The organism is Haliea alexandrii, from assembly GCF_003719295.1.
Classification (GTDB): Bacteria; Pseudomonadota; Gammaproteobacteria; order Pseudomonadales; family Halieaceae; genus Haliea; species Haliea alexandrii.
The window spans coordinates 259,833-284,581 of sequence record NZ_RFLW01000002.1; the positions used below are offsets into that span (position 1 = coordinate 259,833).

General features: G+C 61.5%; 22 protein-coding genes and 2 tRNA genes. 14 read left to right on the forward strand and 10 right to left on the reverse strand.

Features of this window, described 5'->3' with window-relative positions; genetic code table 11:
• Positions 1-9: 9 nt before the first annotated feature.
• Both EGJ68_RS09405 and EGJ68_RS09410 read right to left on the reverse strand, forming a co-directional pair.
• Positions 10-1,191, reverse strand: a complete 1,182-nt coding sequence (locus EGJ68_RS09405; RefSeq protein WP_123034304.1) for an acetyl-CoA C-acyltransferase — start codon at positions 1,189-1,191, stop codon at positions 10-12.
• Between the two features lie 100 nt (positions 1,192-1,291).
• Positions 1,292-2,302 (reverse strand): GlxA family transcriptional regulator, encoded by a 1,011-nt coding sequence (locus EGJ68_RS09410; protein ID WP_123034844.1) that lies wholly within the window; start codon positions 2,300-2,302, stop codon positions 1,292-1,294.
• Between the two features lie 125 nt (positions 2,303-2,427).
• Between EGJ68_RS09410 and EGJ68_RS09415 the strand changes: the two genes are divergently transcribed.
• On the forward strand, positions 2,428-4,275 hold the full coding sequence (locus EGJ68_RS09415) for a beta-ketoacyl synthase (RefSeq protein ID WP_123034305.1): 1,848 nt from the start codon (positions 2,428-2,430) through the stop codon (positions 4,273-4,275).
• A gap of 75 nt (positions 4,276-4,350) precedes the next feature.
• Here the strand turns inward: EGJ68_RS09415 and EGJ68_RS09420 are convergent, their stop codons facing one another.
• On the reverse strand, positions 4,351-6,630 hold the full coding sequence (locus tag EGJ68_RS09420) for a TonB-dependent receptor (RefSeq protein WP_123034306.1): 2,280 nt from the start codon (positions 6,628-6,630) through the stop codon (positions 4,351-4,353).
• Between the two features lie 304 nt (positions 6,631-6,934).
• Here EGJ68_RS09420 and EGJ68_RS09425 point away from each other — a divergent pair, with 304 nt between their 5' ends.
• Positions 6,935-7,492, forward strand: a complete 558-nt coding sequence (locus EGJ68_RS09425) for a nitroreductase family protein (protein WP_123034307.1) — start codon at positions 6,935-6,937, stop codon at positions 7,490-7,492.
• Between the two features lie 35 nt (positions 7,493-7,527).
• Positions 7,528-8,343 carry a crotonase/enoyl-CoA hydratase family protein gene (locus tag EGJ68_RS09430; RefSeq protein WP_199228000.1) on the forward strand — a complete coding sequence of 272 codons (816 nt, stop codon included), beginning with the start codon at positions 7,528-7,530 and terminating at the stop codon, positions 8,341-8,343.
• Between the two features lie 17 nt (positions 8,344-8,360).
• Here the strand turns inward: EGJ68_RS09430 and EGJ68_RS09435 are convergent, their stop codons facing one another.
• Positions 8,361-9,119: a hypothetical protein gene (locus tag EGJ68_RS09435; protein WP_233248753.1), complete on the reverse strand. Its 759-nt coding sequence runs from the start codon at positions 9,117-9,119 to the stop codon at positions 8,361-8,363.
• 90 nt (positions 9,120-9,209) lie between these two features.
• Here EGJ68_RS09435 and EGJ68_RS09440 point away from each other — a divergent pair, with 90 nt between their 5' ends.
• On the forward strand, positions 9,210-9,980 hold the full coding sequence (locus tag EGJ68_RS09440) for an alpha/beta fold hydrolase (RefSeq protein ID WP_027949137.1): 771 nt from the start codon (positions 9,210-9,212) through the stop codon (positions 9,978-9,980).
• Positions 9,981-10,019: 39 nt separating this feature from the next.
• Positions 10,020-10,346 carry a DUF3301 domain-containing protein gene (locus tag EGJ68_RS09445; RefSeq protein ID WP_027949136.1) on the forward strand — a complete coding sequence of 109 codons (327 nt, stop codon included), beginning with the start codon at positions 10,020-10,022 and terminating at the stop codon, positions 10,344-10,346.
• On the opposite strand, the gene EGJ68_RS09450 is transcribed toward EGJ68_RS09445, so the two are convergent.
• Together EGJ68_RS09450 and queD are read right to left on the reverse strand one after the other, a co-directional pair.
• Positions 10,343-10,984, reverse strand: a complete 642-nt coding sequence (locus tag EGJ68_RS09450) for a LysE family translocator (RefSeq protein WP_123034309.1) — start codon at positions 10,982-10,984, stop codon at positions 10,343-10,345. The two genes, EGJ68_RS09445 and EGJ68_RS09450, sit on opposite strands and share 4 nt — an antisense overlap.
• 394 nt (positions 10,985-11,378) lie before the next feature.
• Positions 11,379-11,771, reverse strand: a complete 393-nt coding sequence (gene queD, locus EGJ68_RS09455; RefSeq protein WP_123034310.1) for a 6-carboxytetrahydropterin synthase QueD — start codon at positions 11,769-11,771, stop codon at positions 11,379-11,381.
• A gap of 194 nt (positions 11,772-11,965) precedes the next feature.
• Between queD and EGJ68_RS09460 the strand changes: the two genes are divergently transcribed.
• Positions 11,966-12,041: transfer RNA gene (locus EGJ68_RS09460), tRNA-Val, on the forward strand.
• Positions 12,042-12,057: 16 nt separating this feature from the next.
• Positions 12,058-12,134, forward strand: a tRNA-Asp gene (locus tag EGJ68_RS09465).
• 50 nt (positions 12,135-12,184) lie between these two features.
• Here the strand turns inward: EGJ68_RS09465 and EGJ68_RS09470 are convergent.
• Genes EGJ68_RS09470 through EGJ68_RS09480 form a run of 3 tightly spaced genes read right to left on the reverse strand, consistent with a single transcriptional unit; the run spans position 12,185 to position 15,177 of the window.
• Positions 12,185-13,417, reverse strand: coding sequence for an acetyl-CoA C-acetyltransferase (locus EGJ68_RS09470; RefSeq protein WP_123034311.1), 1,233 nt, complete (start codon positions 13,415-13,417; stop codon positions 12,185-12,187).
• 60 nt (positions 13,418-13,477) lie between these two features.
• The gene (locus EGJ68_RS09475; protein ID WP_158283593.1) at positions 13,478-13,927 is read right to left on the reverse strand and encodes a Zn-ribbon domain-containing OB-fold protein; all 450 of its coding nucleotides are present in this window, start codon (positions 13,925-13,927) and stop codon (positions 13,478-13,480) included.
• A complete protein-coding gene (locus EGJ68_RS09480; protein ID WP_123034313.1) occupies positions 13,927-15,177 on the reverse strand; it encodes a thiolase C-terminal domain-containing protein in 1,251 nt (416 codons plus the stop codon). The genes EGJ68_RS09475 and EGJ68_RS09480 overlap by 1 nt, the downstream gene beginning before the upstream one ends.
• Positions 15,178-15,474: 297 nt before the next feature.
• Here EGJ68_RS09480 and EGJ68_RS09485 point away from each other — a divergent pair, with 297 nt between their 5' ends.
• Positions 15,475-16,464: an aromatic ring-hydroxylating oxygenase subunit alpha gene (locus EGJ68_RS09485; protein WP_123034314.1), complete on the forward strand. Its 990-nt coding sequence runs from the start codon at positions 15,475-15,477 to the stop codon at positions 16,462-16,464.
• A gap of 59 nt (positions 16,465-16,523) precedes the next feature.
• On the opposite strand, the gene EGJ68_RS09490 is transcribed toward EGJ68_RS09485, so the two are convergent.
• Positions 16,524-17,927, reverse strand: a complete 1,404-nt coding sequence (locus tag EGJ68_RS09490) for an MBL fold metallo-hydrolase RNA specificity domain-containing protein (RefSeq protein ID WP_123034315.1) — start codon at positions 17,925-17,927, stop codon at positions 16,524-16,526.
• 174 nt (positions 17,928-18,101) lie between these two features.
• Here EGJ68_RS09490 and lipA point away from each other — a divergent pair, with 174 nt between their 5' ends.
• From lipA to pepN, 6 genes are all read left to right on the forward strand, one after another.
• Positions 18,102-19,097 (forward strand): lipoyl synthase, encoded by a 996-nt coding sequence (gene lipA, locus EGJ68_RS09495; protein WP_123034316.1) that lies wholly within the window; start codon positions 18,102-18,104, stop codon positions 19,095-19,097.
• A gap of 91 nt (positions 19,098-19,188) precedes the next feature.
• Positions 19,189-20,073 (forward strand): NAD(+) kinase, encoded by an 885-nt coding sequence (locus tag EGJ68_RS09500; protein ID WP_123034317.1) that lies wholly within the window; start codon positions 19,189-19,191, stop codon positions 20,071-20,073.
• Complete coding sequence (locus EGJ68_RS09505; RefSeq protein WP_123034318.1) at positions 20,073-20,951, forward strand: rhomboid family intramembrane serine protease; 879 nt, start codon at positions 20,073-20,075, stop codon at positions 20,949-20,951. Before EGJ68_RS09500 ends, EGJ68_RS09505 begins: the two co-directional genes overlap by 1 nt.
• Positions 20,952-20,978: 27 nt before the next feature.
• Positions 20,979-21,242, forward strand: a complete 264-nt coding sequence (locus tag EGJ68_RS09510) for a YeaC family protein (protein ID WP_027949525.1) — start codon at positions 20,979-20,981, stop codon at positions 21,240-21,242.
• Positions 21,243-21,244: 2 nt separating this feature from the next.
• A complete protein-coding gene (locus EGJ68_RS09515) occupies positions 21,245-22,075 on the forward strand; it encodes a DUF2797 domain-containing protein (protein ID WP_123034319.1) in 831 nt (276 codons plus the stop codon).
• An 8-nt stretch (positions 22,076-22,083) separates the two neighbouring features.
• A complete protein-coding gene (pepN, locus tag EGJ68_RS09520; protein WP_123034320.1) occupies positions 22,084-24,732 on the forward strand; it encodes an aminopeptidase N in 2,649 nt (882 codons plus the stop codon).
• Positions 24,733-24,749: the final 17 nt, after the last annotated feature.

The following is a 24,749-nucleotide window of genomic DNA, read 5'->3' on the forward strand; positions in this document are numbered from 1 at the left end:
GTATCGGTATCAGATCATTTCAATGGCGACAGCGGTGGCTTCGCCGCCGCCGATGCACAGCGCGGCAACCCCGCGCTGTTTGCCCAGTTTCTGCAGCGCGTACATCAGGCTGACAATGATGCGTGAGCCTGTTGAGCCAATGGGGTGACCCTGTGCGCAGGCGCCGCCGTGGATGTTTACCTTGCTGTGGTCCAGGCCGAGGTCAGTAATGGCGAGCATAGTGACCATCGCGAAGGCTTCGTTGATTTCAAACAGGTCAATATCGCCGATGCTCCAGCCCGTTTTAGCCAGCAGCTTTTCCATGGCACCGATAGGAGCAATGGTGAATTCCGAAGGATGCTGGCTGTGGCGGGCATGCGCCACGATGCGGGCCATGGGCTTCAAGCCCTGAGCCTCTGCCGTACTCGCGTTCATGAGCACCAGGGCGCTGGCGCCGTCGGAAATCGAGCTGCTGTTGGCGGCGGTGATGGTGCCATCGGCGGCAAAGGCCGGGCGCAGGTTGGGAATTTTGTCCAGCGCTGCCTTGTGTGGCTGCTCGTCGTCGCTTACCACGGTGTCGCCCTTGCGGCTGGAGACGGTAACAGGCGCGGTTTCTGCCTGCAGTGATCCATCCTCAATGGCGCGTTTGGCGCGGGTGAGGGATTCGACAGCAAACGCGTCCATCTGCTCGCGCGTGAGGCCCCGCTGGTTCGCTGTTTCCTGGGCGAAACTGCCCATGGCACGGCCTGTGTCGGCGTCTTCCAGCCCATCCACGAACATGTGATCCAGCAGTTTGGCGTGCCCTGTGCGCACACCACCGCGGGCGCCCGGGATAAGGTGCGGGGCGTTGCTCATGCTTTCCATGCCGCCGCAGGCCACGGCCTGGTTAGTGCCGGCGGCAATGCTGTCGAAGCCGAATATTGTGGCCTGCATGCCACTGCCACAGAGTTTGTTCAGCGTTACTGCACCGGCTGCATCGGGGATGCCGGCGCCGCGTGCGGCCTGCCGGGCGGGACCCTGCTTCAGGCCACCGGGCAGTACGCAACCCATGAAAATTTCGTCGATTGCGGATGCCTCGACGCCACTGCGCTCAAGTGCCGCGGCGATGGCGGCGCTGCCGAGTTGTGCGGCGGTCAGTGCAGCGAGGCTGCCCTGCAAACCACCCATTGGCGTGCGTGCACCGTTGACGATGACAACTGACTCTTTGCTCATGATGACATTCCCGACTGCTGGTTACGGCGGTGGACATGCCCGTGTGGTTGCGGGCGCGTGTTAAAGCGGGAGCGTATTAGGCCATACTCGTGGTCTGGACTCAAGGCGGCCCAGGCGCAGGCTTCCCGGGCGGATCAAACAGTTTGCCCCGCACAGCCTCGCGGTATTGCCCGGGTGTGACACCGTTGCTGCGCCGGAACAGTTGCGAGAAGTAGCTGGCGTCCTGGAGTCCGATCTGCCAGGCAATTTCGGCGATAGTGAGATTGCTGCGGTGCAAGAGCTCGCGAGCTGTATTCAAGCGCAGCGCGTTCAGATAAGCCTGTGGAGGCATTCCGGTGGCCTGGCGGAAGCGTCGATGCAGTGTCCGCGCACTGACTCCCAGTGCGGGTGCCATGTCCTGCAGCGATAGCGCGGAGTGCATGTGGTCCTGTAACCATTGCTGGGCCAGCAGCACGATTTCGTCGTGGTGACGGCGCTGCGGTGTGTCCTGCCAGGCCGCGCTCTGGAAGGGCTGGCGTATTTCCGGGGAAAACTGGTGCTCAACGGCCCGGGCGATGCCGCTGCCGTACCAATCCTCCGCAAGGTGCACGCACAGGTCAGCGATCGAGTTCACGCTGCCGACACAGTAGATATTGTCACTCTGGGTGATCAGATGGCGAGTTTTCAGGTGTACCTGTGGATAGCGACGGACAAAGCGCTCAAAGTAGTTCCAGTGCGTGGTGGCTGGTCGCCCGTCGAGCAAGCCTGCCTCAGCCAGCAAACTGCTGGCCGTCCCCACACTGCAGATACGTGTTCCGGCGGCGGCTATCGCCTGCAGCTGCGGCAGCCAGGCCGCGCAGCGGCGCACGGTAGGCAAGGGTGTGCGCCAGATTGCGGGCAGTATGAGCAGGTCCAGCGCGGGCAGTTCCCACTGCGACACAGGGCATTCCAGCGTCAGCCCGTTATCCAGAGTGACCGCCCCCGCGGTTTCCGCCGCCAGCAGGAATCGCACCCCCGGCGCCGTGCGTCTCTGGCTGCGGGCGGTTTGCGCGGCGGCGGAGAGAATTTCCATGGGCAGTGTCACGCTGGTGGCCAGCGCATCGGGGTAAATCAGGGCAGCAACGGTATACATGGGCAGCAGCATCAAGGCTTTATGGCCAAAATACCATGTTTTATGGCGTAAAAAACATAATATGCAGAGGCATTCGCCGCCTACACTCCACCGCGTACTGATGGACAAACAACGAGGAGTGAAGAATGGGGCAGGCGCGGTTGCCGGTGATAGTAGGGTTCGGTGGCATTAATGGTGCCGGGCGGGCATCGTCACACCATGCCTATCGACGGCTGGTGCATGATGCATTGCCGACGTCGACTCAAGCGCGCACGCTCGCGGCCCTCGCCCGCCTGATGGGTGTCGAGCAGGTGCGTGGGCAGGAGGACTATCTGCTGGCGCACACGCTGATTCGGCGGGTAGAGCCGCAGCATTTTAACCCTGACGCGGTCAGCTGGAACCAGCGTCTCCCGGCCCGTGCCGGTGAGGGTCCTCTTGTGATGCGGCTGCGCCGTCAACACTTGCCCGCCGTGATCCCCACCGGATGGGAAGTGAAACCGTTGAGTACCGAGGATGTGGAGGTCAGTATTGCGGGGGGGCTGGATGTGCTGTTGCCCACGGTGCGGGATTTTGAGGTCAAGGCTGCGGGGCAGCTGCCCACGGGGTTTGACCCCGGGACGCTCTACGCCTCGCGCAATCATCCGCGCGGCCTGCAAATGATGATCTACGCCGCATCCGATGCCCTGCAAAGCCTGGGGATTCCCTGGGAACAAATTCAGCGGCGGGTACCCGCGGACCAGGTGAGTGTCTACGCGGGCAGCGCCATGGGGCAGCTGGATGCGGCTGGCGCGGGCGGCATGTTGCGTGCACGCCACAACGGACAGCGTGTGACCTCGAAGTTCTGCCCCCTGTCGCTGGCGGAAATGCCGGCGGATTTCGTGAATGCCTACGTACTCGGCAGCCTGGGTGCAACCGGTGCCAGCCTCGGCGCGTGCGCCTCTTTCCTTTACAACCTGCGTCAGGGTATTGAAGATATCCGCAGCGGCCGGGCGCGCGTGGCCTTTATTGGTTCGGCAGAGGCGCCCGTCAATCCGGAAGTCATGGATGGCTATGCGGCGATGGGCGCCCTTGCCACGGATAAAGGCCTGCGTGACCTGGATGGCGTGGCCACCGCGGACCATCGGCGCGCCTGTCGCCCGTTCGCCGAGAACTGCGGCTTCACCATTGCCGAGTCGGCGCAAATGGTTGTGTTGTTTGACGATGCCCTGGCGCTTGAGCTGGGCGCGACTGTATTCGGCGCAGCCACGGATGTTTTCGTGAATGCCGATGGCTATAAAAAGTCCATTTCGGGGCCGGGTGTGGGCAACTACATCACCATGGCCAAGGCGACGGCCGCTGCGCGTGCGATGCTCGGTGAACGCATGCTGCGCAATGGCGGGCTGGTACAAGCACACGGCACGGGTACACCGCAGAACCGCACCAGCGAGTCGAGAATACTGTCAGAAACCGCGAGAGCGTTCGGTATTTCCGCCTGGCCGGTAGCGGCACTCAAGTGTTATCTGGGCCATTCCCTGGGTTCCGCGTCAGGGGATCAGGTCAATGCAACCCTCGGTATATGGGCGGAGGGCGTCATACCCGGCATCACCACCATAAACGGGCTTGCCGACGATGTCTGCCGCGACAACCTGAACTTTGCCTTGCAGCACCAGGCGATCGATCCGTCCGCCCAGGGTTATGCCATCGTCAACTCCAAGGGGTTTGGCGGCAACAACGCATCCGCCACACTGCTCAGCCCGACGGCAACGGCAAAAATGTTGCAAGCACGGCATGGCAGTCGTGCCTGGCAGGACTGGGCGCAGCGCAACGAGGCGGTGCTGGCAAAGCAGCGTGCGTATGACGATGACGCCATTGCCGGACGTGTTGCGCCCACCTATCGCTTTGACTACGGTGTGCTCGGCGATGCAGATGTGCAGCATGCCGTGCAGTCCATGCGTGTGGGCGAGTACGAAATCGACCTGGACCTGGCCAATCCCTACAGTGATATGTGCCGCTGACGAAACAGCGGGGTCTCACTGTCACGCGCATAAAAAAGGCGGCCCTGAGGCCGCCTTTTAGCGAGTACCGACGGGCTACAGGTTGTAGGTGACCTCCAGGCCGATACGGCGTCCTTTCGACAGAGGCGCAAAAGTGCCCCCCAGCGGGATACCGGAGATATCGTTGGGCAGCTGCGTGTCGTTGCCGTTCAGGACTTCGTCCAGCAGGTTGCGACCGTATACCGAGAACACCCAGTGGCCGTCGTTGCTGTAGAAATCAAGGCCGGCGTCGACCCGATTCTGCTCATTGATGAAGCCCAGGTTGTTATCGGTGTACGCTGACTCATCGCGGTAGGAGTAGCTGATGCGCGAGCCCATATAGCCCCAGCCGCCCAGCTCCAGATCGTGGTTCAAACCGACAGTGTAGGTCAGGTCCGCTGCACGCGGCAGATCGAGATCCTTGTCTGCGCCGTCAATAACGCCATCTCCGTTGAGGTCAACCAGCACCTTGTCGTAGCTGGCGTCCAGTACCCCGATGGAGGCAATCGCAACCAGATTGTCGGTCAGGCCCCAGGTGGCATCCACCTCAAGCCCCATGATTGTGGCCTCAGCGGTGTTGCGCACCAGCTGAATGACACCGATGGGGCCGGGGAGGTTGATTTCACGCTGCATATCGTCGATCTGGTTGTAGAACACGGCGGCGTTGAGAATGCCGCGGCCACCGAAGGAGGACTTGTAGCCCAGCTCGATGCTGTCCACCGTCTCCTGGTCGAAGGGTCCGGGAGTGTCAGCGGGGTTGAAGGACGTGTTGCGCATGTTGTAGCCACCGGAGCGGGTGCCCTGGCTGTAGTTGGCATAGACAAAGGCGTCGTCCGACAGTGTGTAGGTCAAACCAATTTTGGGTGAGAAGCTGCTCCAGCTGTCATCGTCGACGAAGTCGAAGTCACAGTCATTCATGGTCACGATGTTGCAGGGGCTGTTGATGTTCTGGCTGAGCGAGGCGATTTCCGCTTCCTTGTCTTCCTCGGAGTAGCGTCCACCCAGGCTCAATACCATCTTCTCGTTCAGGTCGATGTCCACAGAGGCGAATACGGCCCAGGTTTCCGTCAACAGGTTGCCGCCGCCGTCGAACTGTGCGGCGGGGGCGACGCCCCCGGTGGCAATGCCAGCCAGTTCCCGGCGCTCGTGATAATTGATTTCGCTGTCGAAGTAGAACACGCCGGTGGTGACGTTATAGCGGTCCGCGAACAGGCCGTTATAGCGCAGTTCGTTGCTCACCTGGCGATAATCGAGCCAGGAGGGTGCGTGGAACAGCCACACCGGTTGGGCGTCGATGTCGCCGACACCTTTGCTCTGGTAGTCGCGCACACCGTAGATGTTGGTGATGGTGCCTTCACCGAACGCCACATCGTAGTTCAGTTCGATGGTGAGGGCGTTGGTCTCGTTGTCCTGCGAACCGGGTTCATCGATAGAGACATCGAAGCTTTCGCGGTCGGCATTGAAGGGAGTGCCCGGTACGCCCGAGCCGTTGGTGTGGCTTTGGCCGACAGGTCCGTCACCGGTCACTTTGCCATATTCATAGCGCAGGATGAGTTCGAGTTCATCGGTGGGCGTCAGCACCACCACCGGGCGGACCATGGTCTGGCGGATCACGCCGATGTCTTCGCCATCGAACTGGTTTTCCACGAAGCCGTCATCGTCGTTGTGGTAAGCCGTCAGGCGTGCCGCAACGATGTCGTTGATCGGGCCGCCCACGCTGGCCATGGCATAGCGGCTGGGGCCGCCCTCGGGCCCCTGGTCAATGGCCGCACGCGCGCTGAACTCGAATTCATCGCCCGGCTTTTTGCTGTTCAGCAACACGGCGCCACCGGTGACGTTGCGCCCGAACAGGGTGCCCTGCGGTCCGCGCAGTACTTCAACGCTTTCCAGGTCAAAGGTGTCAAACAGGATGCCGTTGTTGAGTCCGATGTACACCCCATCGACCACAACGCCCACGGTGGGGTCGATGCCGGGAATGGAGCTGTTCACCCCCAGGCCGCGGATGGAAAAGTTTGCCGTACCACGCGCCGTGCCCACGTCATCCAGCGCCACGTTGGGCAGCCGCACCGAGAGGTTGGTGAGGTCACGAATTTTCAATGCCTCGAGCTGGTCTGCACCGAGTGCGGAGATCGACAGCGGTACGTCCTGTGAACCTTCTTCACGCTTGCGCGCGGTGACAACCACTTCCTCCAGCAGCGCCGAGGTGCTGCGCCGGGCTTCTTGCTGTGCCTGGGCCGCGGTGGAAAAGGAAGCCGCCATCACGGTGCCCAGAAGTGCTGACACGCCGATGGCGAGTGGGGTTTTTTTCATGCGGTGAGGTACGCTGTCGCGTTTCATGGTGGTACTCCTTTTAATTATAAAAATACAGGTCTTTCACTCTTTGCGCGCATTTCCCCGTGCGTGCGCTGCGCTGTAGTTATGTTTGCTGAAGTGTCGTGCTTTCCAGAGCGGCTAACAACCAAATTATTACCGATTTTGGCTCGCCACCGGGTCCAAGTTTACACCAGACACATCTGGCCGATTATAGTAACGCCAGACAGGAGAAAAAGCACCACCCCGCTGCAGCGCCGCACTTTTGTCAGCGGCTCCCTGATTGCTGCTATGATGTGCGCCTGCAAAACGAGCTGCCCCGAGTTGTCCCATGAACGATGTGCTACACCATCTCCAAACCCGAAACTCTGCTCCCCGTCTTCAGGCCCCTGCGCCCAGTGCGGAGGAACTGGAGCAGATTCTCCAGGCAGGCCTGCGCGCGCCAGACCACGCCTGGCTGCGACCCTGGCGTTTCATCGTTATTGAAGGCGAACGTCGCGAGGACTTCGGCGAAGTGCTCGAGCGCTGCCTGCTGCAGCGCGACCCGGCGGCTCACATCTCAGCCCGGGAGAAAGCCCGTGGCGCCCCGTTGCGTGCACCCTTGCTGCTGGTGGTGGTAGCGCGCCTGCAAGAACATCCGAAGGTGCCGCACTCCGAACAGCGGCTGTCCGCGGGGTGTGCCGCACATGCCATCCTGCTGGCGGCAGAGGCCCTGGGCTACGCCGGTATATGGCGTACCGGCAATGCCGCGTTTGATCCCTTTGTCGGTGCGGCTCTGGGCCTGGAGCCGGGTGAAGAGGTCGTGTCATTTCTGTATCTCGGTACACGGGATGGCAACCCGAAGACCTTACCCACCCTGAATACGGCTGATTTTGTCAATCGCTGGTGAAACCGGCGCATACTTTGAACAGGAGCGAAGTGCCCATGGCGATCCCGGAGTTTGAAACACTGACCCTGAGCGTGGAAGAGCAGGTGGCTACCGTTGCCCTGAATCGTCCCGACAAGGCCAACTCGATGAACGCGGTGATGTGGCCCGAGTTGCAGGCGTGTTTCGAGTGGCTCGATGCAGAGCCGGGCGTGCGGGCCGTGGTGCTGGCCGGCAACGGTAAACACTTTTGCTCGGGGCTGGATCTCGCCATGTTCAGTGGTCTCGGTGGCGAATCCGATGACCCGGCTCGCCGGGCAGAAGCGTTTCGGCGCAATGTACTGCGCATGCAGGACAACCTGAGCGCGATTGAACAGTGTCGCAAGCCGGTGCTGGCGGCTATTCACAACACCTGTATCGGTGGCGGGGTGGATCTGGTCTGCTGCTGCGACATGCGTTATGCCACGGAAGACGCCTGGTTCGCGATTCGTGAAATCGACATCGGTATGACCGCGGATGTCGGCACATTACAGCGCATGCCGAAGTTGGTGGCGGACGGTATCGTGCGCGAGTTGGCCTACACAGGCCGGAATATGGATGCGGAAGAAGCCCGGGACATCGGCTTCGTGAACCGCGTTTTTCCGGATCGGGAAACCCTGCTGCGCGAGGTGACCACGATCGCCCGCGGCATCGCCCGCAAGGCACCGCTTGCAGTTCGCGGCACCAAGGAAATGATCCTCTACGCGCGCGATCACAGCGTGCGCGACGGGCTGAACTACATCGCCACCTGGAACGCCGGCATGCTCAGCGAGGTGGACCTGACCGCCGGCGTTCAGGCCCAGGCGAGCAAACAGCAGGCGTCTTTCGAGGACTGAAGCGCTGCCCAATGCCGTCAGGGGTTGCCGGGCCAGTCTTCCATTGCCACAAACGGATGCAGGGCGAGGGCGATGCCCTCGTTGACGAATGCGTCACTTTCCAGAATGTTGCGCCGGCGGACAAAGCGTCCGCCGGAAGAGCGTGCATCAATCGCATCGGTAACGTCGAGGCCGCCCACGCTGGCAAACAAGCGCTTGAGCTCCATATCGTAGATGCTGATCTGCAGTGAGGCCACAGCGGCTCCCTGACTCCAGTCGAAATCGGTGGACACGCCGCTGCCGGGCCCCTGCAGCGAAGGCTTCCGCGTGACTCCGTGCCAGCGCGCAACCCGATTCAGGCCGGACGAAAACGGCACTTCGGATTCCAGCAAGTCGGTGAAAATAACTGCGTCCACGTTGGTGTCCTCGCGCAACTGGTCGCGAACGCTTTGCATGATCTGCACGAAGGTATTCATGTTCATACGCCCGGTGGTCGGGTCCACAGGGTCACCAAAGGCCCGTACCGCCGTGTTCCAGTGCTGCGTGAACTCGCGTTGGGGCAGTACTTTGTAGCCATTTTTCTTGAGATAGGTCGCCACCATGCCATCAATTCGCGGCGCTTCTTTTTCCAGATAGCTGCGCGAGGGTGGCCCCAGATTGACGTGGGCAATGACGACGGTTTTCACCGTCGACTGGTCGAGGCGCTCCTGATCCAGTTCATAGGGGAATACCGTGGGGTTGTAGGTGGTGCCGCTGCAGGCGGCAAGGCCAAGCACCAGTAGCAGCAGTGTGCTCACGCGGCTCACGCTCCGGAAATAACGCATACTGTCTCCACTTCGTTTATAGTGCGGGCATGTTAGCAAAATCTCGAGGGAGAGACAGCGACAATGGCAGCTGAAGTATTCGACTCGGTGGCAGGCGAGGGCCCCGATGTGGTGCTTTTGCACGGGTTGTTCGGCATGGGCAGTAACCTCGGGGGCGTTTCCCGGGCCCTTCAGGATCACTATCGGGTACACAGTCTTGATTTGCCCAATCACGGGCGCTCGGGCTGGACCACCCGCATGTCGTTGCCCGCTATGGCGCAGGCTGTGCAGCGCTGGATGGAGCACAGGCATCTGGAAACCGCGCACTTCGTTGGGCATTCGCTGGGGGGCAAGGTGGCAATGCAGTTGGCCCTGGACACCCCTTATCGTGTCGACGCTCTCGTCGTCGCCGATATCGCCCCGGTTGCTTATCCACCGTCTCATCAGGCGGTATTTGCTGCTGTTACCGCAGTGGCCGAGGCCGGCTGCGGAAGTCGCAGCGAAGCCGCGGAGGTGATGGCGCAGTACCTCAAGGAAGAGAACGTTATACAGTTCCTGCTGCTCAGCTTGCAGCGCGATGCCGCCGGCATCTATCGCTGGCGTTTCAATCATCCCGTATTGCAGGCGCAATACGATGCACTGCTCGCCGCCCCCGAACCGGTTGCACCCTTTGACGGTCGCACACGCTTTATTCGCGGTGAACTATCCGACTACGTGCATGACGACTACCGCCCGCAGATTGAGGCGCTGTTCCCGCAGGCGGACATCGTGACGCTCGCCGGGTGTGGCCACTGGTTGCACGCCGAGCAGCCAGCGCGTTTCAACCAGCAGGTGGTGGCCTTTCTCGATGGCTGAGTCGCCGCGTAGCGGCCTCCGCCGCAGGCACCGCTGACCATGGTCTTTACTTTGGGCGATGTGGTTGCATTGATGCTGCTCGGGTTGCTCTGCGGCTGGTTTCTGGCGTCCATTCGTGTACGTGAGCTTGCGGTTGCCGCGGTTGCTCGCGCGGGCAAGCGGGATGACTTTCAGCTGCTGGATCAGAACGTCCACTTGAACAGAATCTCCCTGAGCCGGGACGAGCAGCGGCGCTGGCGCGTCTGGCGCCAATACCGGTTTGACTACAGCTTCGACGGGGTAGAGCGTCACGAAGGATACGTCATCATGCTCGGGCAGCGCCTGCAGGCGGTCATTGTGCGCGAGCCCGAAACCACGCTGCATTAAAGGGCGACAAGCTGCCAGGCCGTGTGCAGTAACATGCCAGCGCCGAGGAGGGCGAGGGTTGTACTGAGCAGCCGATCAATCAGCCAGGCCCTGCTGCGCAGGCCTTGCAACCAGCGCGGTCGGCTGAGCAACATTGCCACGAGGCTGTACCAGCCGGCATCTGTACACACGATTGTTGCGACCATCAGCGTATGTGTTCCCAGGTTCGCAGTCGCCGGCAGGAACTGGCTGAACAGGGCGAGCATGAACAGTGCAATCTTCGGGTTGAGGAATGCAATCAGAAAGCCCTCAGCCGCGTCGCGCGCCAGCGGCCCGGGCGGGAGCGTGTCGTCCAGCGTGGTTGTCACCCCTGGTGCTGCTTCACGCAGGCCCCTGAGTCCCAGGTGCAGGAGCCAGGCGGCTCCCCCCAACTGCAGGGCGGTGAATAGCGCAGGTGACTCCCGCAGTGCCAGGGCCAGGCCGCCCACCGTCAACAGCGCGTAGCAGCCCACGGCCATACCATGGGCAATGGCGGTCGCCAGCCCGCCAGCCCGCCCATTGCGCACGGTACTGCGCAGAACCACGGCCAGGCTGGGGCCCGGTGCCATCGCGCCGAGCAGGCAGATGCCGGTGAGCGTTAACCAGGTTATGAGGCTCATCCGAGCTCCGGTAGGGGGTAGGGTAACATCCTGTATCTCTCATCTTTTTTCCACAGATTCTGTGGATAAGTCGGTGAACAATTTGTTTAGCGCCGTCCCAAAGCCAGTAGTCGGGGGGGGTGTTACAGATTGGTTAAAAAACAAACAAATAGCAAAAACTGTTTAAATACAGTGAGTTAAGTTTGACTCCTAATGCCATGCATCGGGTTTGATCGCTAAGCGAGAGGGGACTGTGTCTCGCGGTGTCGATGTGCATAACCTTTTCTTTTGTGCTACCGAACGTAACCTGGCAGGACCATTGGAAACAGCCCGCCAAGGTCGCTTTGGGTAACACCCCGCAAACCCGCGGCAGAACCCTTTACCGATAGCCTCCAGACAAAAGCCACTCGAATTCTTACATGTTACCGGCTCGTAACGGTTTGGTGACATCCTGGCTGCCGCGGTAGATACAACCCGATGTGCAGGTCTCGCGAATCTCGATCTGCGACAGGCTGGGTAGTTGTGGCTTCAACTCGTTCCATATCCAGCGCGCAATGTTCTCGCTGGTTGGATTTTCCAGGCCGGGGATGTCGTTGAGGTAATAGTGGTCCAGGCGGTCGAGCACCGGCTTGAACGCAGCCTTGATATCGCCAAAATCCATTACCCAGCCGCTGGGCTCACAGGCCTCGCCCGAGACGACAAGGCGCACCTGGAATGAATGGCCGTGCAGGCGGGCACACTTGTGCCCAGCCGGTACGTTGGGTAGCCGGTGCGCGGCCTCGAAGTGAAACTCCTTGAAGATCTCCATGGTCGCAGTGCCCGTTTGTTCTGTTGCGTGGCGAGTGACCGGTCTTGTCCACTGACGCGGCCACCGGATCGGGTAAACGCGAAATAGTACTACCAAACACGGGTTTTTTCAGCGTTGAAAAAAATCCGCGACTTTTTATTCCGGAACGTTTGACAGCCTTTTTTTTATCTCTATAATGCGCGTTCTCGGTCAGGGGGTGGTTAGCTCAGCTGGGAGAGCATCTGCCTTACAAGCAGAGGGTCGGCGGTTCGATCCCGTCACCACCCACCATTACCGAGGACTTTCTGGAGCGGTAGTTCAGTTGGTCAGAATACCGGCCTGTCACGCCGGGGGTCGCGGGTTCGAGCCCCGTCCGCTCCGCCAATTACGGAAAAAGCCACCCTAGGGTGGCTTTTTTTGTTTTCAGCCTGGCATCAAATGCGTTCGATGATGATCGCCGGTGCCATACCGCCTGCAGCGCACATTGTCACCAGGCCAAACTGCTTGTCCTGACGCTCCAGCTCGTCCAGCAGCGTGCCTATCAGAATAGAACCCGTGGCGCCGATGGGATGGCCCAAAGCCATTGCGCCGCCGTTCACGTTCACTTTGTCCCGGTCGAGCTTCAGGTCACGAATGAACTTCTCGGCGACCACAGCAAACGCCTCGTTGATCTCGAACAGGTCGATATCCGATAACTGCATGCCGGCCTTCGCCAATACCTTGCGTGCCGCGGGTACGGGCGCATTGAGCATCAGCGTGGGGGAGTCCCCCATGTTTGCCATGGCCACCACGCGCGCCCTGGGCTTCATGCCGTGCGCTTTCGCGTAGCCCGGTGATGCCAGAAGAATCGCGGCGGCGCCGTCCACAACGCCGGATGAGTTGCCGGCATGGTGCACATGGTTGATCTGCAGGTCCGGGTACACCTGATTGACGAGCTTGCGGAAGGTGGTGCCACCTTCGTCCAGTGGGTAGTCGGCCAGGGCCGCAAAGGACGGCTTGAGCTCCGCCAGCGTTTCCAGCGTTGTGCTCGGGCGCGGGAACTCTTCATGATCCAGTGCCAGGCTGCCGTCGAGCCGGTACACCGGAATCAGGCTGCGCTCGAAGTGCCCATTGGCGATAGCGTGCGCGGCGCGCTGTTGTGAGAGCGCGGCCAGGCGGTCCACCGCGTGGCGGTCGATGCCCTCCAGCGTCGCGATGGCGTCGGCGCACACGCCCTGGTGTGGCTGCGGGTGTTTCTCGCGCAAGCGCAGGTTGTCGCTGTCGATAAACGGTGACTGGCTGGGGTCGCTGCCGAACGTCGACATCATTTCACAGCCGCCACCGATGACGAGGTCTTCCATGCCAGACATGATCGACGCCGCTGCCATACTGACGGAGGTGATACCGGAGCCGCAGAAACGATCCAGGGTTACCCCCGAGGAACGCACATCATAGCCCGCGTCGAGTGCCGCCATGCGCGCGAGGTCCGAGCCTTGCTGACCGCGCTGGCTGCTGGTGCCGAATATAATGTCGTCGACCTGTGCCGTATCGAGTTGATTACGCTCGGCGATTGCACGCAGCACCGTGGCTGCGAGGTGTTGCGGGTGCTGGTCGGCCAGCGCCCCTTTCCCTTTCTTGCCGATACCCCGGGGGGTCCGGCAAGTATCGATGATCCACGCTTCTGACATGACTGTTCTCCTTGTGCTCGGTAGTGGGTAGTAATTCTCGCTCTCGCCTGCAGCGCTGCTTCAACCGGGGGCGAGCTGTTTGTCGCATACGGTGCCGTCATCATGGTATGGCTCGAACGCGGGTGCAAGGTAGGGTTCACCAGCCGCCTGCTGCAGCGATATGAAGCGCACCCTCCCTGGCATGTCGCAATGCAGTGCCTTCTCTGCAGAGCAGTTTGCCAGTTGCATCACGATACGGATGTGCGGTGCCTCCACCGGGCTCACCAGGGCGCAGGTGTAGGCGCTGGGGAAGTTCGGGTTGAGCCCCGCCGCCACCTCGCACCAGCTCGCCAGTAGGCCTTCGCCACTCAATGCGCGCCAGTGCAGTGAGTGGCCGCAGTCGGGGCAGTTGGCGCGCGGGTACCACACGGCGTTATTACAGGCCCCGCACCAGGTTATCTGCAGCTCCTGCCGTGCAGCAGCCTTCCAGAACGGGCCGGTCAAGGGATGGTCAAGCTGCGGTGCGTTCATCATCGCCCCCGGCTCAATATCAGAGTGGAAGATTCGTCGGCGGTGAAGCCGGCGTACACCGCGCGGCGCGCGTCGGCAACCGGGTTGGCAGCGCTGCCGCGCAACTGCTTGACCAGCTCTACGACATGCGATGCGCCGAGCAGATAGCTGTGGGACAGCAGTCCGCCGTGGGTGTTACAGGGTATGCCGCCTTTCTGCCGAGGCCGGGTGTGGTGCAAGCGGTTGTCCTGTATGAAACTACCCCCGTCGCCCTTGCGGCAAAAGCCCAGGTCCTCTATCTGCATCAGTGCTGTGCTGGAAAAACAATCATAAACCGCAATCACATCGATTTCCGAGGGGCCCGTATTCGCCATGGCGTAGGCCCAGGGCGCGGCAAACACCTGGGGCGTCGCGGTCATGTCGCGCTGCTGGCTGATATAGGGTGCCCCGGCGATACGCCCATGTCCGACGCCATCGATAATGGCCGGCACCTGCGGCATGTCGCGCGCACGCTCGGTTGGGCTCATCACCCAGGCCGCGGCACCGTCGGAAATCAGGCAGCAATCTTCCCGTCGCAGCGGGCCGGCCAGCGGCGCTCTGTTCAGGTAGTCCTCCAGCGTCAGCTTGCGGTCCCCCATCACGGCACCCGGGTGCCCGTTGGCATGGCGGCGAAAGGTCAGTGGAATCGTCGCGAGCTGTTCCTCGGTGAGCCCGTACTCATGCATGTAGCGTCGGGCGAAGGTCGCAAAGTACACGGGCTGGGGATACCAGCCCATAGGGACTTCCAGGTGTGCTTTCAATGCCTCTCCGGCATGCCAGTCGCCTGGTGTTCCCGTGCCTGCTGCGCGGCGACTGGCCCAGTCGACCGCAAACACGTTGACGATATGGGTGGCCTTGCCGGCAAGCATAGCGGTTGCTGCCGTGTGCCCACAGGTGCCCGCCCAGATCATGGCGCCGCCATCGGTGCTGAACCACAGCGGGCGTTGGGTCCCAAAATAGCCGCGAAAATCGTCAGGGGTGATCTGGTCTGCGATGTGGCCAGACACCATAAGACCATCAACGTCCGCAGGCTGTAATCCGGCATCGGCAATGGCGGCAGCGATCGCCTCCAGTGCCATCTGCCGTGGCTCGCGACCGGAGGGGCCGGAGACCGCGGTTTCACCGATGCCCGTGATTGCCGCCACGCCAGCGATGTCATCCAACGCAAGGGATGTTCCACCGTCGGGTACGACTGCGGCGCGGGCGATAGACTGCAGCGAGCGCCGTGTCATCGGAGGGCGCTACCGAAGTCGAACACGTTTCCTGGGCGAATGTCGGGCATGCGCGGCCTGCCTGCTGGTGATGGGGTGACGGGGGAGACTATCTCGGGTGGACGGTGGCGGCAAGCGGCTGCAAGCGCCGCAGAGGGCAGGAGGTGACGATTGCACGCTTTGCCGGGGCCCGGAGTGCATCGGTATAAGCACTTGCACCGTGCGGTTTAAGCCGGCGTGCAAAAGGGTCTATTATTCGCGGTTGAGTGTTGTCTTGAGCCGGGCTGGCAGGCCCGAACGGTTGCCGAGGAGTTTGTAATGCCGAAACCACGTCCCCCCATGCCAGTGCCTTTTGGCTGGTTTGTCGTGTCCTACAGTGATGAGCTGGCTGTAGGACAGTCGCGTCCCGTGCTGTATTTTGGTCGCGAAATGGTGCTCTTTCGCACGGAATCCGGCCGCCCTGTGCTGCTGGATGCATACTGCCCGCACCTGGGTGCCCACCTTGGCTACGGTATCAATGAAAGCAGTGGGCAGGGTGGTCGTATCGAAGGCGAAAGCATTGTGTGCCCGTTTCATGCCTGGAAGTTCGACGCGGCAGGCTACTGCACGGACGTGCCCTACGCGAAAAACATGCCGCCCAAAGTGGTGGGCAAGCAGTGCCTGGAGTCCTACCCGGTAGTGGAGGACAATCAGGTGATTTACGCCTGGTATCATCCGGAAGGTGTCGCGCCGATGTGGGACGTGGAGTCGTTCGAGGAGGCCAACAGTGCCGATTGGGCACCATTGCAACGCTTCGAGTGGACGATAAAGACTGCCTGTCAGGAAATGGCGGAAAACGGTGCCGATTCCGCGCACTTTCGCTATGTACACCAGACAGCGACCTTTCCGGAAACCGAACTGACCTACGAACAGCACTACTCCCTGGGCGTGCAGAAGGCCGACATGCAAACCCCGCGAGGGATGGTCAAAGGCAGCATTACCTCCAAGAACATCGGCCCCGGTCAGGGCTTTACCCGTTTTGAGGGTATCGCCAGCACCTTTCTCATGGGGAATGTCACGCCGATTGACGACGAGACGGTGCATGTGCGCTTTGCCTTTACCCAGCCTCTGGTGGACGGAGAGGTCAAGACCGGGGGTGTCAACGCTGCCATTATCCGCGACATCTGCAAGCAGCTGGACGAGGACAAGCCGATCTGGGAAAACAAGATGTTCCGGCCACAGCCCGTGCTGTGTGACGGCGATGGCCCGATTGCCCGGTTCCGCAAGTGGTACGGGCAGTTTTACGCAGAGTCGTTCAGCAACGCCTGACCTCATGGGGCCCGCCGGGTAGAACCTGCGGGCCCCGCTGGAGAGTCTGTTCGACAGACTCAGAACGCGAGGGTGTCGCCCTCGGCCGGAATGGCGGCGCGGCGCTGGTGCTCCTGCCACAACAAGGATGCGAGGGCGTCCTGCGCCGTGGGCTCGCCGTGCACCAAAACCAGCCGGGAGGCTGGATCAAAGTTGTTGGCCCATTGCACCAGCTCGCTCTGGCCGGCATGCGCGGAGAAGCAACCGAGTGTTTCGATGCGGGCCTTGACCGCGTACTCCTCGCCAAACAGCTTGACGGTCTGCATGCCATCGACCAGCAGGCGGCCGAGCGTGCCATGGGCCTGAAAACCGGCGAAGATCACGGTGTTGCGGTCGTCCCAGATGCGTTGCTTGAAGTGGTGACGAATCCGCCCGCCCGTACACATGCCGCTGCCGGCGATGATGATGGCGCCCCCCTTGATGCGGTTGATGGCCATGGACTGTTCGGTATCCGCTGTCAGTTGCAGGCGGGGCAGGAAATCCGCGAGGGAAGCCTTGTGGGCTTCGGACAGTTCACGAATATCCTCCCCATCCATGATGTCTAGCCAGTGGTCGTAAACCTGTGTGACCTTTATGGCCATCGGGCTGTCGAGGAAAACCTCCCAGTTGTCGAGCTGCCCGGCGTGGTGCAGGCGACCCAGGTGGAAAATGATTTCCTGGGTTCGGCCCACCGCAAAGGAGGGGATCATCACGCTGCCACCCTTGTTCCAGGTCTCGTGCAGGATCTCCGCCAGCTCGTCCATGGAGTCGTCTTCATAGCGGTGGTCACGGTCGCCGTAGGTACTTTCCATCAGGACCACGTCGGCCTTGTCCAGCGCAGCGGGGTCGTTCATCAATACCGAGCCTCTGCGCCCGAGGTCGCCCGAGAACACCAGCCGTTTTTCAGTGGCGTTTTCGGTGAGTACGACTTCCACGATGGCAGAGCCGAGAATGTGCCCGGCATCGTGCAGCGTCACCGTACAGTGGTGGCCGAGCGTGAAGGGCTTGCGGTAGCGGCTTGGTTGCAGCTGCTTCAGCACACGCTCCACATCCTCCTCGTCATACACGGGCTCGCGGGTTTTCCTGCCCCGTCGCGCCGCGCGCAGGTTGTCGCGCTCAAGGTCGCGCAGGTACAGCCCCACGGCGTCGTGCAACATGATCGGCAGCAGGTCGGCGGTGGCGCGGGTGCAATGAATCGGCCCCTTGAAACCCTGGTGCACCAATAGCGGCAGCATGCCGCAGTGGTCCAGGTGGGCGTGTGAAAGGACCACGGCGTCGATGCTGTCGGGCTTGAAGCTGAAGCGCTCGTTGTGAATGCGCTCAACGGCATCGCCGCCCTGGCGCAGCCCGCAATCGAGCAGAACACGCCCGCAGGCCTTGGATTCCAGCAGGTGACAGGACCCCGTGACCTCCTGTGCCGCGCCGTAGAATGTGAGCGTTGCCATAGTCGACCTCGAATGAAAGCAATCGCCTAGTGTACCTTGGCGCACGCTGTGCGTCTGCTACTGCCCGCTCTTGGCCTGCCGCCATGCAACGCTGCGGAGGGCCTCAGAGTCGGCTATAATTGCCCGTTCTCAGGCAGTGCCGGGGCACGCGGGCCCGGGCGACAGGACAGCAACATGGCAGATAATAAACTGATACCGCTGGTGCCGGTGCCCAGCGGCGGAAAGTTCGTCAATGAGCGGGGCATCACGGCGATCAAGGATGGCATAAAGGCGTCTGCGGAGGGTGCCGCAAGGCTGGCCAAACCTGACTGGCTGCGCATTCGGGTGCGCGGCGGCGCAACCTACGACCGCGTGAAGTCCATCGTGCACGAGCATCGTCTGGCGACCGTGTGCGAAGAAGCCAAGTGCCCGAACATGAGCGAGTGCTGGAGCGCCGGGACGGCCACCATCATGTTGATGGGTGATGTCTGCACCCGCGCCTGCCGTTTTTGCGCAGTGAACACGGGCAATCCGCGCGGCTGGATCGATCAGGAGGAGCCCGCCAATACCGCGCGCTCCGTGCAGCTGATGGGCCTGCGTTACGTGGTGTTGACGTCCGTGAATCGGGACGATCTCGCCGATGGCGGCGCCGGTCATTACGCAGCCTGCGTGCGGGCGGTGAAGGCGGAAAACCCCGACACCGCGGTAGAGGCGCTGACCCCGGATTTTCTGGGTGTTTTGGCCGACGTGGAAACCGTACTGGATTCCGGTATTGAGGTGTTTGCCCAGAACGTGGAAACCGTGCGTCGCCTGACGCACCCCGTGCGCGATCCTCGCGCCAGCTATGAGCAGACGCTTGCGGTGTTGGCGCATGCCAAACGCTACCGTCCCGATGTGCTCACCAAAACCAGCCTGATGCTGGGCCTGGGTGAGACTGAAGCGGAGATCGAGGAGGCCCTCGATGACTTGCGTGCGGCCAACGTCGACATTGTGACCTTCGGGCAATATCTGCAACCCACCGTCAACCACTACCCGATAGACCGCTACGTGCCGCCCCAGGATTTTGAGAAGTATCGGCAGTGGGGTCTGGCAAAAGGGTTTCTGGAAGTGGTGTCCGGCGTCTTCGTGCGCTCCAGCTATCGCGCCGAGCAAGTGCTGGAGAAGAACAACGTGGGACTCGTCCAACCCTGATGGTATCGGGAAGGGCCCTGCGCTGCGGCGCTGTCCTGGCTATCTGTGTTTATAATGTCGCTCGCATAGCGCGGGGCAGAGCGGGGTAGCCATGCACACAAAATTCGACAGGATAGGCCTGGTGGGCCGCAGCCAGCAGGAGGGCCTCACGGATGTGCTGGACGAGCTGGTGCGTCTGCTGCAGGGCCTGGGCAAGGAGCTTGTGCTGGAGTCACGCCTGGCCGAGTTGGTGGAAGATACCGCCATCCCCCGGGCCAGCCTGGATGAGATCGGCGAAGACAGCGATCTGGTGATCGTGGTGGGCGGCGACGGCAGCCTGCTCAGTGCCGCCCGTACGCTGGCGAAGTACGAAACACCTGTGCTTGGGGTCAACCGGGGCAGATTGGGTTTTCTGACCGATATCAGCCCGGACGACATCGCCGTGCAGGTGCCGGCGGTGCTGGCGGGCGAATATACCCGGGAGAGCCGCTTTCTGCTCGACGCCCGCGTGGTGCGTGAGGGCAAGACGGTCGGCCGGGCCGACGCACTCAACGATGTGGTGGTGAACTCCGGTACATCGGCGCAAATGATCGAGTTCGAGCTGTCCATCAACGGCGTATTCGTTTACCGGCAGCGTGCCGACGGGCTTATCATCTCTACACCCACAGGCTCTACCGCCTATTCACTTTCCGGCGGGGGGCCCATCATGCACCCGACATTGGATGCGGTGGTACTGGTGCCAATGTTCCCGCACGCGCTCAGCAGTCGCCCGATCGTGGTAGACGGCAACAGCGAAATTCGGCTGGATATCCTCCAGCGCAACCGCATTCACCCGCCTGTGACCTGCGACGGGCAGGTGAATATGACGGCGCGGCCCGGAGACTCGGTGCTGGTGAGCAAGAAGCCCCATCGACTTACCCTGCTGCACCCATTGGGACACAGTTTCTACGCCAGTTGTCGCGATAAGCTGCGCTGGAACACGGCGCTGGTGAATTGATGCCTGAAGGGATTGTAGCGCTGCGCGCTGCAGCCGGTGAGGACCTGCGTCCTTTTGCTGCACTGTTGCAACAGCAGGGTATTCGCTGCCGCATATACGAAGCCGCGGGCGACCAGGTGGTCGAGGTGGCGGGTGAGGCGCAGGTGCACGTCGCGCAGACACTCTACAAAGCCTGGCGCGACGGCGATATCCAGTTGCAATTACGCGCAGCGCCGGCACCCAGCAGCGCGCGTCCGGAACTTGCCGCCGCCTGGCACCAGGCACCGGTCACCATTCTGCTTCTGTTATTGAGCGTGGCGGGCTTTCTGCTCGTCTACCTGGGCGCCTCGGCCGAGCGGCTGTCGCTGTTTACCTTTACCCCCTTCACGATCCACGGGAACACGCTTCAATTTGGCGAGATGGGCGGCCAATACTGGCGCCTGCTGACCCCCGCATTCCTGCACTTCGGCTGGTTGCATATTGTTTTCAACAGCCTCTGGCTGTGGGAACTCGGTGCGAGAATCGAGCGCAGGCTGGGCTCGGTGCACATGTTGGGCCTGTTCGTGTGTATCGCGCTGGTTTCCAATGGGTGCCAGTTTGTTTTCGGCGGGCCGTCCATTTTTGGCGGTATGTCGGGTGTTGTTTACGGCCTGCTCGGCTTCAGTTTTGCGGGCGCCCGTTTGCAGCCTGACTGGGGTTTCGAGCCCAGCCGTCCGATCATGCTGCTGATGGTGGGCTGGCTGCTGCTGTGTATTGCCGGTGTGGTCGAGGTGCTGGGTTTTGGTGCCATCGCCAATGCCGCGCATGTCGCGGGTTTGCTCTCCGGCGCGCTGCTCGGTGCGCTGCTGGCCCTGCTCTCGCGACGCGGCGGCGACAGTGCAGGGGCCGGACGGTTATAATTACCGTTTTGCCTCGCGTGGTACCGCATGAATTATCAGGACATTATCAAGCAGCTTTCACCGGAGATTTACCAGAGCATGCGCCGTTCGGTGGAGCTGGGACGCTGGCCGGATGGCCGTCCGGTAACGCCGGAGCAGCGTGCCCATGCCATGCAAGCCCTTATCGCCTGGGGTGAGCAGCACTTGCCACCTGAACAACGTATTGGCTACATCGACAAAGGCAGCAAGGCGGGGGATGTCTGCGACGACCCTGAACCGCTGCGCTGGCGCGACACGCCGGAGGGGAGTTAAGTATGGGGCAGGAGCTGGCGCGCGGCGCTCTGCGTAAAATGGCAACGGAGCTGGACCAACCCGTGACCTACACCATGGTTCTCGGTGAGGCGCGGGTGCCCCTGAACGCTTTGCTGGGGCAGTCCATCGCCCTGGAATTTCTCGGGCAAATCAACTGCATTCACTGTGATCGGGTCACCAGCAAAAGCTTCAACCAGGGCTATTGTTACCCGTGCTTCCGTCGCCTCGCGCAGTGTGACAGCTGCATCATGAGTCCGGAGAAATGCCACTACGAACAGGGCACCTGCCGCGAGCCGGATTGGGGCTTTGCCAATTGCATGATCGACCACATTGTCTATCTGGCCAACACTTCCGGCCTGAAAGTGGGTATCACGCGGCACAGCCAGGTACCCACACGCTGGATGGACCAGGGCGCGACGCAGGCTTTGCCGATTTTTCGCGTGGCCAGCCGGTTTCAATCCGGCCTGGTGGAAACCCTGTTCAAGGGGCACGTGGCGGACAAGACGAACTGGCAGGCGATGCTCAAGGGAGCGGCGGCCCCCGCCGCTCTGGAGTCCGAGCGCCAGCGCCTGATGAGCGCCTGTGAACCGGGCATCGCGGGGTTGCAGGCCGCCCATGGCTTGCAGGCCATCGCTCCGCTGGAGGCAGAGGAAACGCTGATCGAGTACCCCGTGCTGGCTTACCCGGCCAAGGTGGCCTCGTTCAATTTCGACAAGACGGCGCGGGTGGCGGGTACCCTGCAGGGTATCAAGGGTCAGTACCTGATATTCGATACCGGTGTGATCAACCTGCGCAAGTTCGGCGGCTATCAGGTCGCTCTCACGGAACACTGAGGACAACCATGCGAGATGCACAGCCCAGGGCTATCTACCTGCGTGATTACCAGCCCCCTGCTTTTCTGATCGAGCGCACCGAGCTCGCTTTCGACCTGCACGAGGATCACGCGCTGGTAACAGCGTGCCTGCACATGCGTCGCAATACGGGCGCTGGCAGCCAGGCGCTTGAGTTACACGGTCAAGAGCTGGAGCTGGTAAGCCTCGGCATTGACGACAGGCCACTGGCTGCGGATGAGTATGAGCTGAGCGAAGTCGGCCTGCGGATTGCCGATGTGCCAGACACCTTCAGATTGCAGTCGCAGTGCCGCATTCTGCCGCAGAACAACACGTCTCTGGAGGGGCTGTACAAGTCACGCACCCTGTTTTGTACCCAATGCGAGGCCGAAGGCTTTCGCAAGATCACCTGGTACCTTGATCGCCCGGATGTCATGGCGGAATTCGAGGTGACCGTGGAAGCGGATGCGGCGCGCTATCCGGTGTTGCTCAGCAACGGCAATCCACTGGCGTTGGAGACGCGTGAGAACGGACGCCATCGCGCCCGCTGGCATGACCCGTTTCCCAAGCCCGCCTACCTGTTTGCCCTGGTGGCGGGCGACTTGCGCAGCGTCGACGATACCTTCGTGACCGCCAGTGGCCGTGAAGTGGCACTGCATATCCATGTTGAGGAGAAGGACCTCGACAAATGTGAGCACGCCATGCGCTCACTCAAGCAGTCGATGCGCTGGGACGAAGAGGTGTACGGGCGCGAATACGACCTCGATATCTTCAATATTGTCGCCGTTGATGATTTCAACATGGGTGCGATGGAAAACAAGGGGCTGAATATTTTCAACAGTTCCTGTGTGCTCTGCAGCCCTGAGATCACTACCGATGCCGAGTTCCAGAATGTGCAGGCGATTGTCGCCCACGAGTATTTTCACAACTGGTCCGGCAACCGGGTGACCTGCCGTGACTGGTTCCAGCTCAGCCTGAAGGAAGGCTTCACCGTTTTCAGGGATGCGGAGTTCTCTGCGGATATGGGTTCGCCCACTGTGAAGCGTGTGGCAGACGTCAATATGCTGCGCAATGCGCAGTTTGCCGAAGATGCCGGCCCTCTGGCGCACCCGGTGCGGCCCGAGTCGTTTATCGAGATTTCCAACTTCTACACCGTGACCATTTATGAAAAGGGTGCGGAAGTGGTGCGGATGATTCATACGCTGCTGGGGGCGGAGCACTTCCGGGCAGGGTCTGATCTTTACTTTCAGCGCCACGATGGCCAGGCGGTGACCTGCGAGGATTTTGTGCGCGCGATGGAGGAGGCGTCCGGGATCGATTTGCAGCAGTTCCGTCGCTGGTATTCACAGGCGGGCACACCCCTCGTGTCGGCAGAGGGTAGGTACGACGCGGATGCCCAGCGGTTTTTCCTTACCCTGAGGCAGTCCTGCCCGGTCACGCCGGGACAGGCAAATAAAGAACCCCTGGTCATCCCGGTGGCTTTGGGGTTGCTGGGTCGTGAAGGGAGCCTGCCCCTGTGTCTGGACACTGACGAGGAGGTCTCGACGGCGACGCACCGTGTTCTGGTGTTGAACGAGCCCGAGCAGACCTTCGTCTTCGAGCACGTCATGGAAGCCCCCGTACCTGCATTGCTACGCGGATTTTCCGCTCCCGTGCGGCTGGCCTGCGATTACACGAGCGCGCAACTGCGTGCGCTGATGAGTCGGGAGGACGACGGTTTCCTGCGCTGGGACGCTGCGCAGCAATATGCCTTGCGAGTTATCAACGAGGTACAGGCACAGCTGGCAGCGGGTGAGGAGGGGGTGGTTGACCCGGAGTATCTGGCCGCCTGTGGTGACTTGTTGCGCGACACCGCACTGGACCCCGCGCTGGTCGCGGAAATGCTGTCGCTCCCCGGCGAGAACTATCTTGCGGATCTCGCGGCTGCGAACGGCGGGGCGGATGTGGATGCCATTCACGCGGCCCGGAAAGTGGTGCGTAAGGGCATCGCCACCACTCATCGCGACGCCTTGCAGGCTGGCTACCTGCGACTGGAAAACAAGGCACCGTACGCACCGGATGCGGCCCAGATTGGGGCACGTCGTCTGCGCAACGTGTGCCTCGATTATCTGGCCCTCGCTGGCGAAGATGGACTGCTGTTGGCCGAGGCGCAGTTCGCGGGCGCCAGCAACATGACCGACCGCCTGGCTGCGTTGCAGTCCCTGGCTTTTCACGGCGATGTCACTCGACGCGACGCGGCGCTGCAAACGTTCCATGCAGACTGGCAACATGAAACCCTGGTGATGAACAAGTGGTTGCAGCTGCAGGCAACTATTCCCGCGCCCGGCACACTCGAGCAGGTGCAACAACTGCTGCACCACCCGGTATTTGATGTGCGCAATCCCAACAAGGTGCGCGCGCTGATCGGTGCCTTTGCCAGCGCCAACCCGCTGGCGTTTCACCGTGCTGACGGTGCCGGTTACCGCCTGCTGGCGGACAAGGTCATGCAGATCGACTCGCTGAATCCGCAGCTGGCAGCCCGCCTGCTCGTACCGCTGACCCGCTGGCGTAACTACCGTGGTAGGGGAGAGCAGATGCGTGGCATTTTACAGGGCATGATTGATACGCCGACGGTGTCCCGGGATGTCTACGAGATGCTGGAGCTTGCGCTGGCCGACTGAACCGTGCGCGGAGCGCA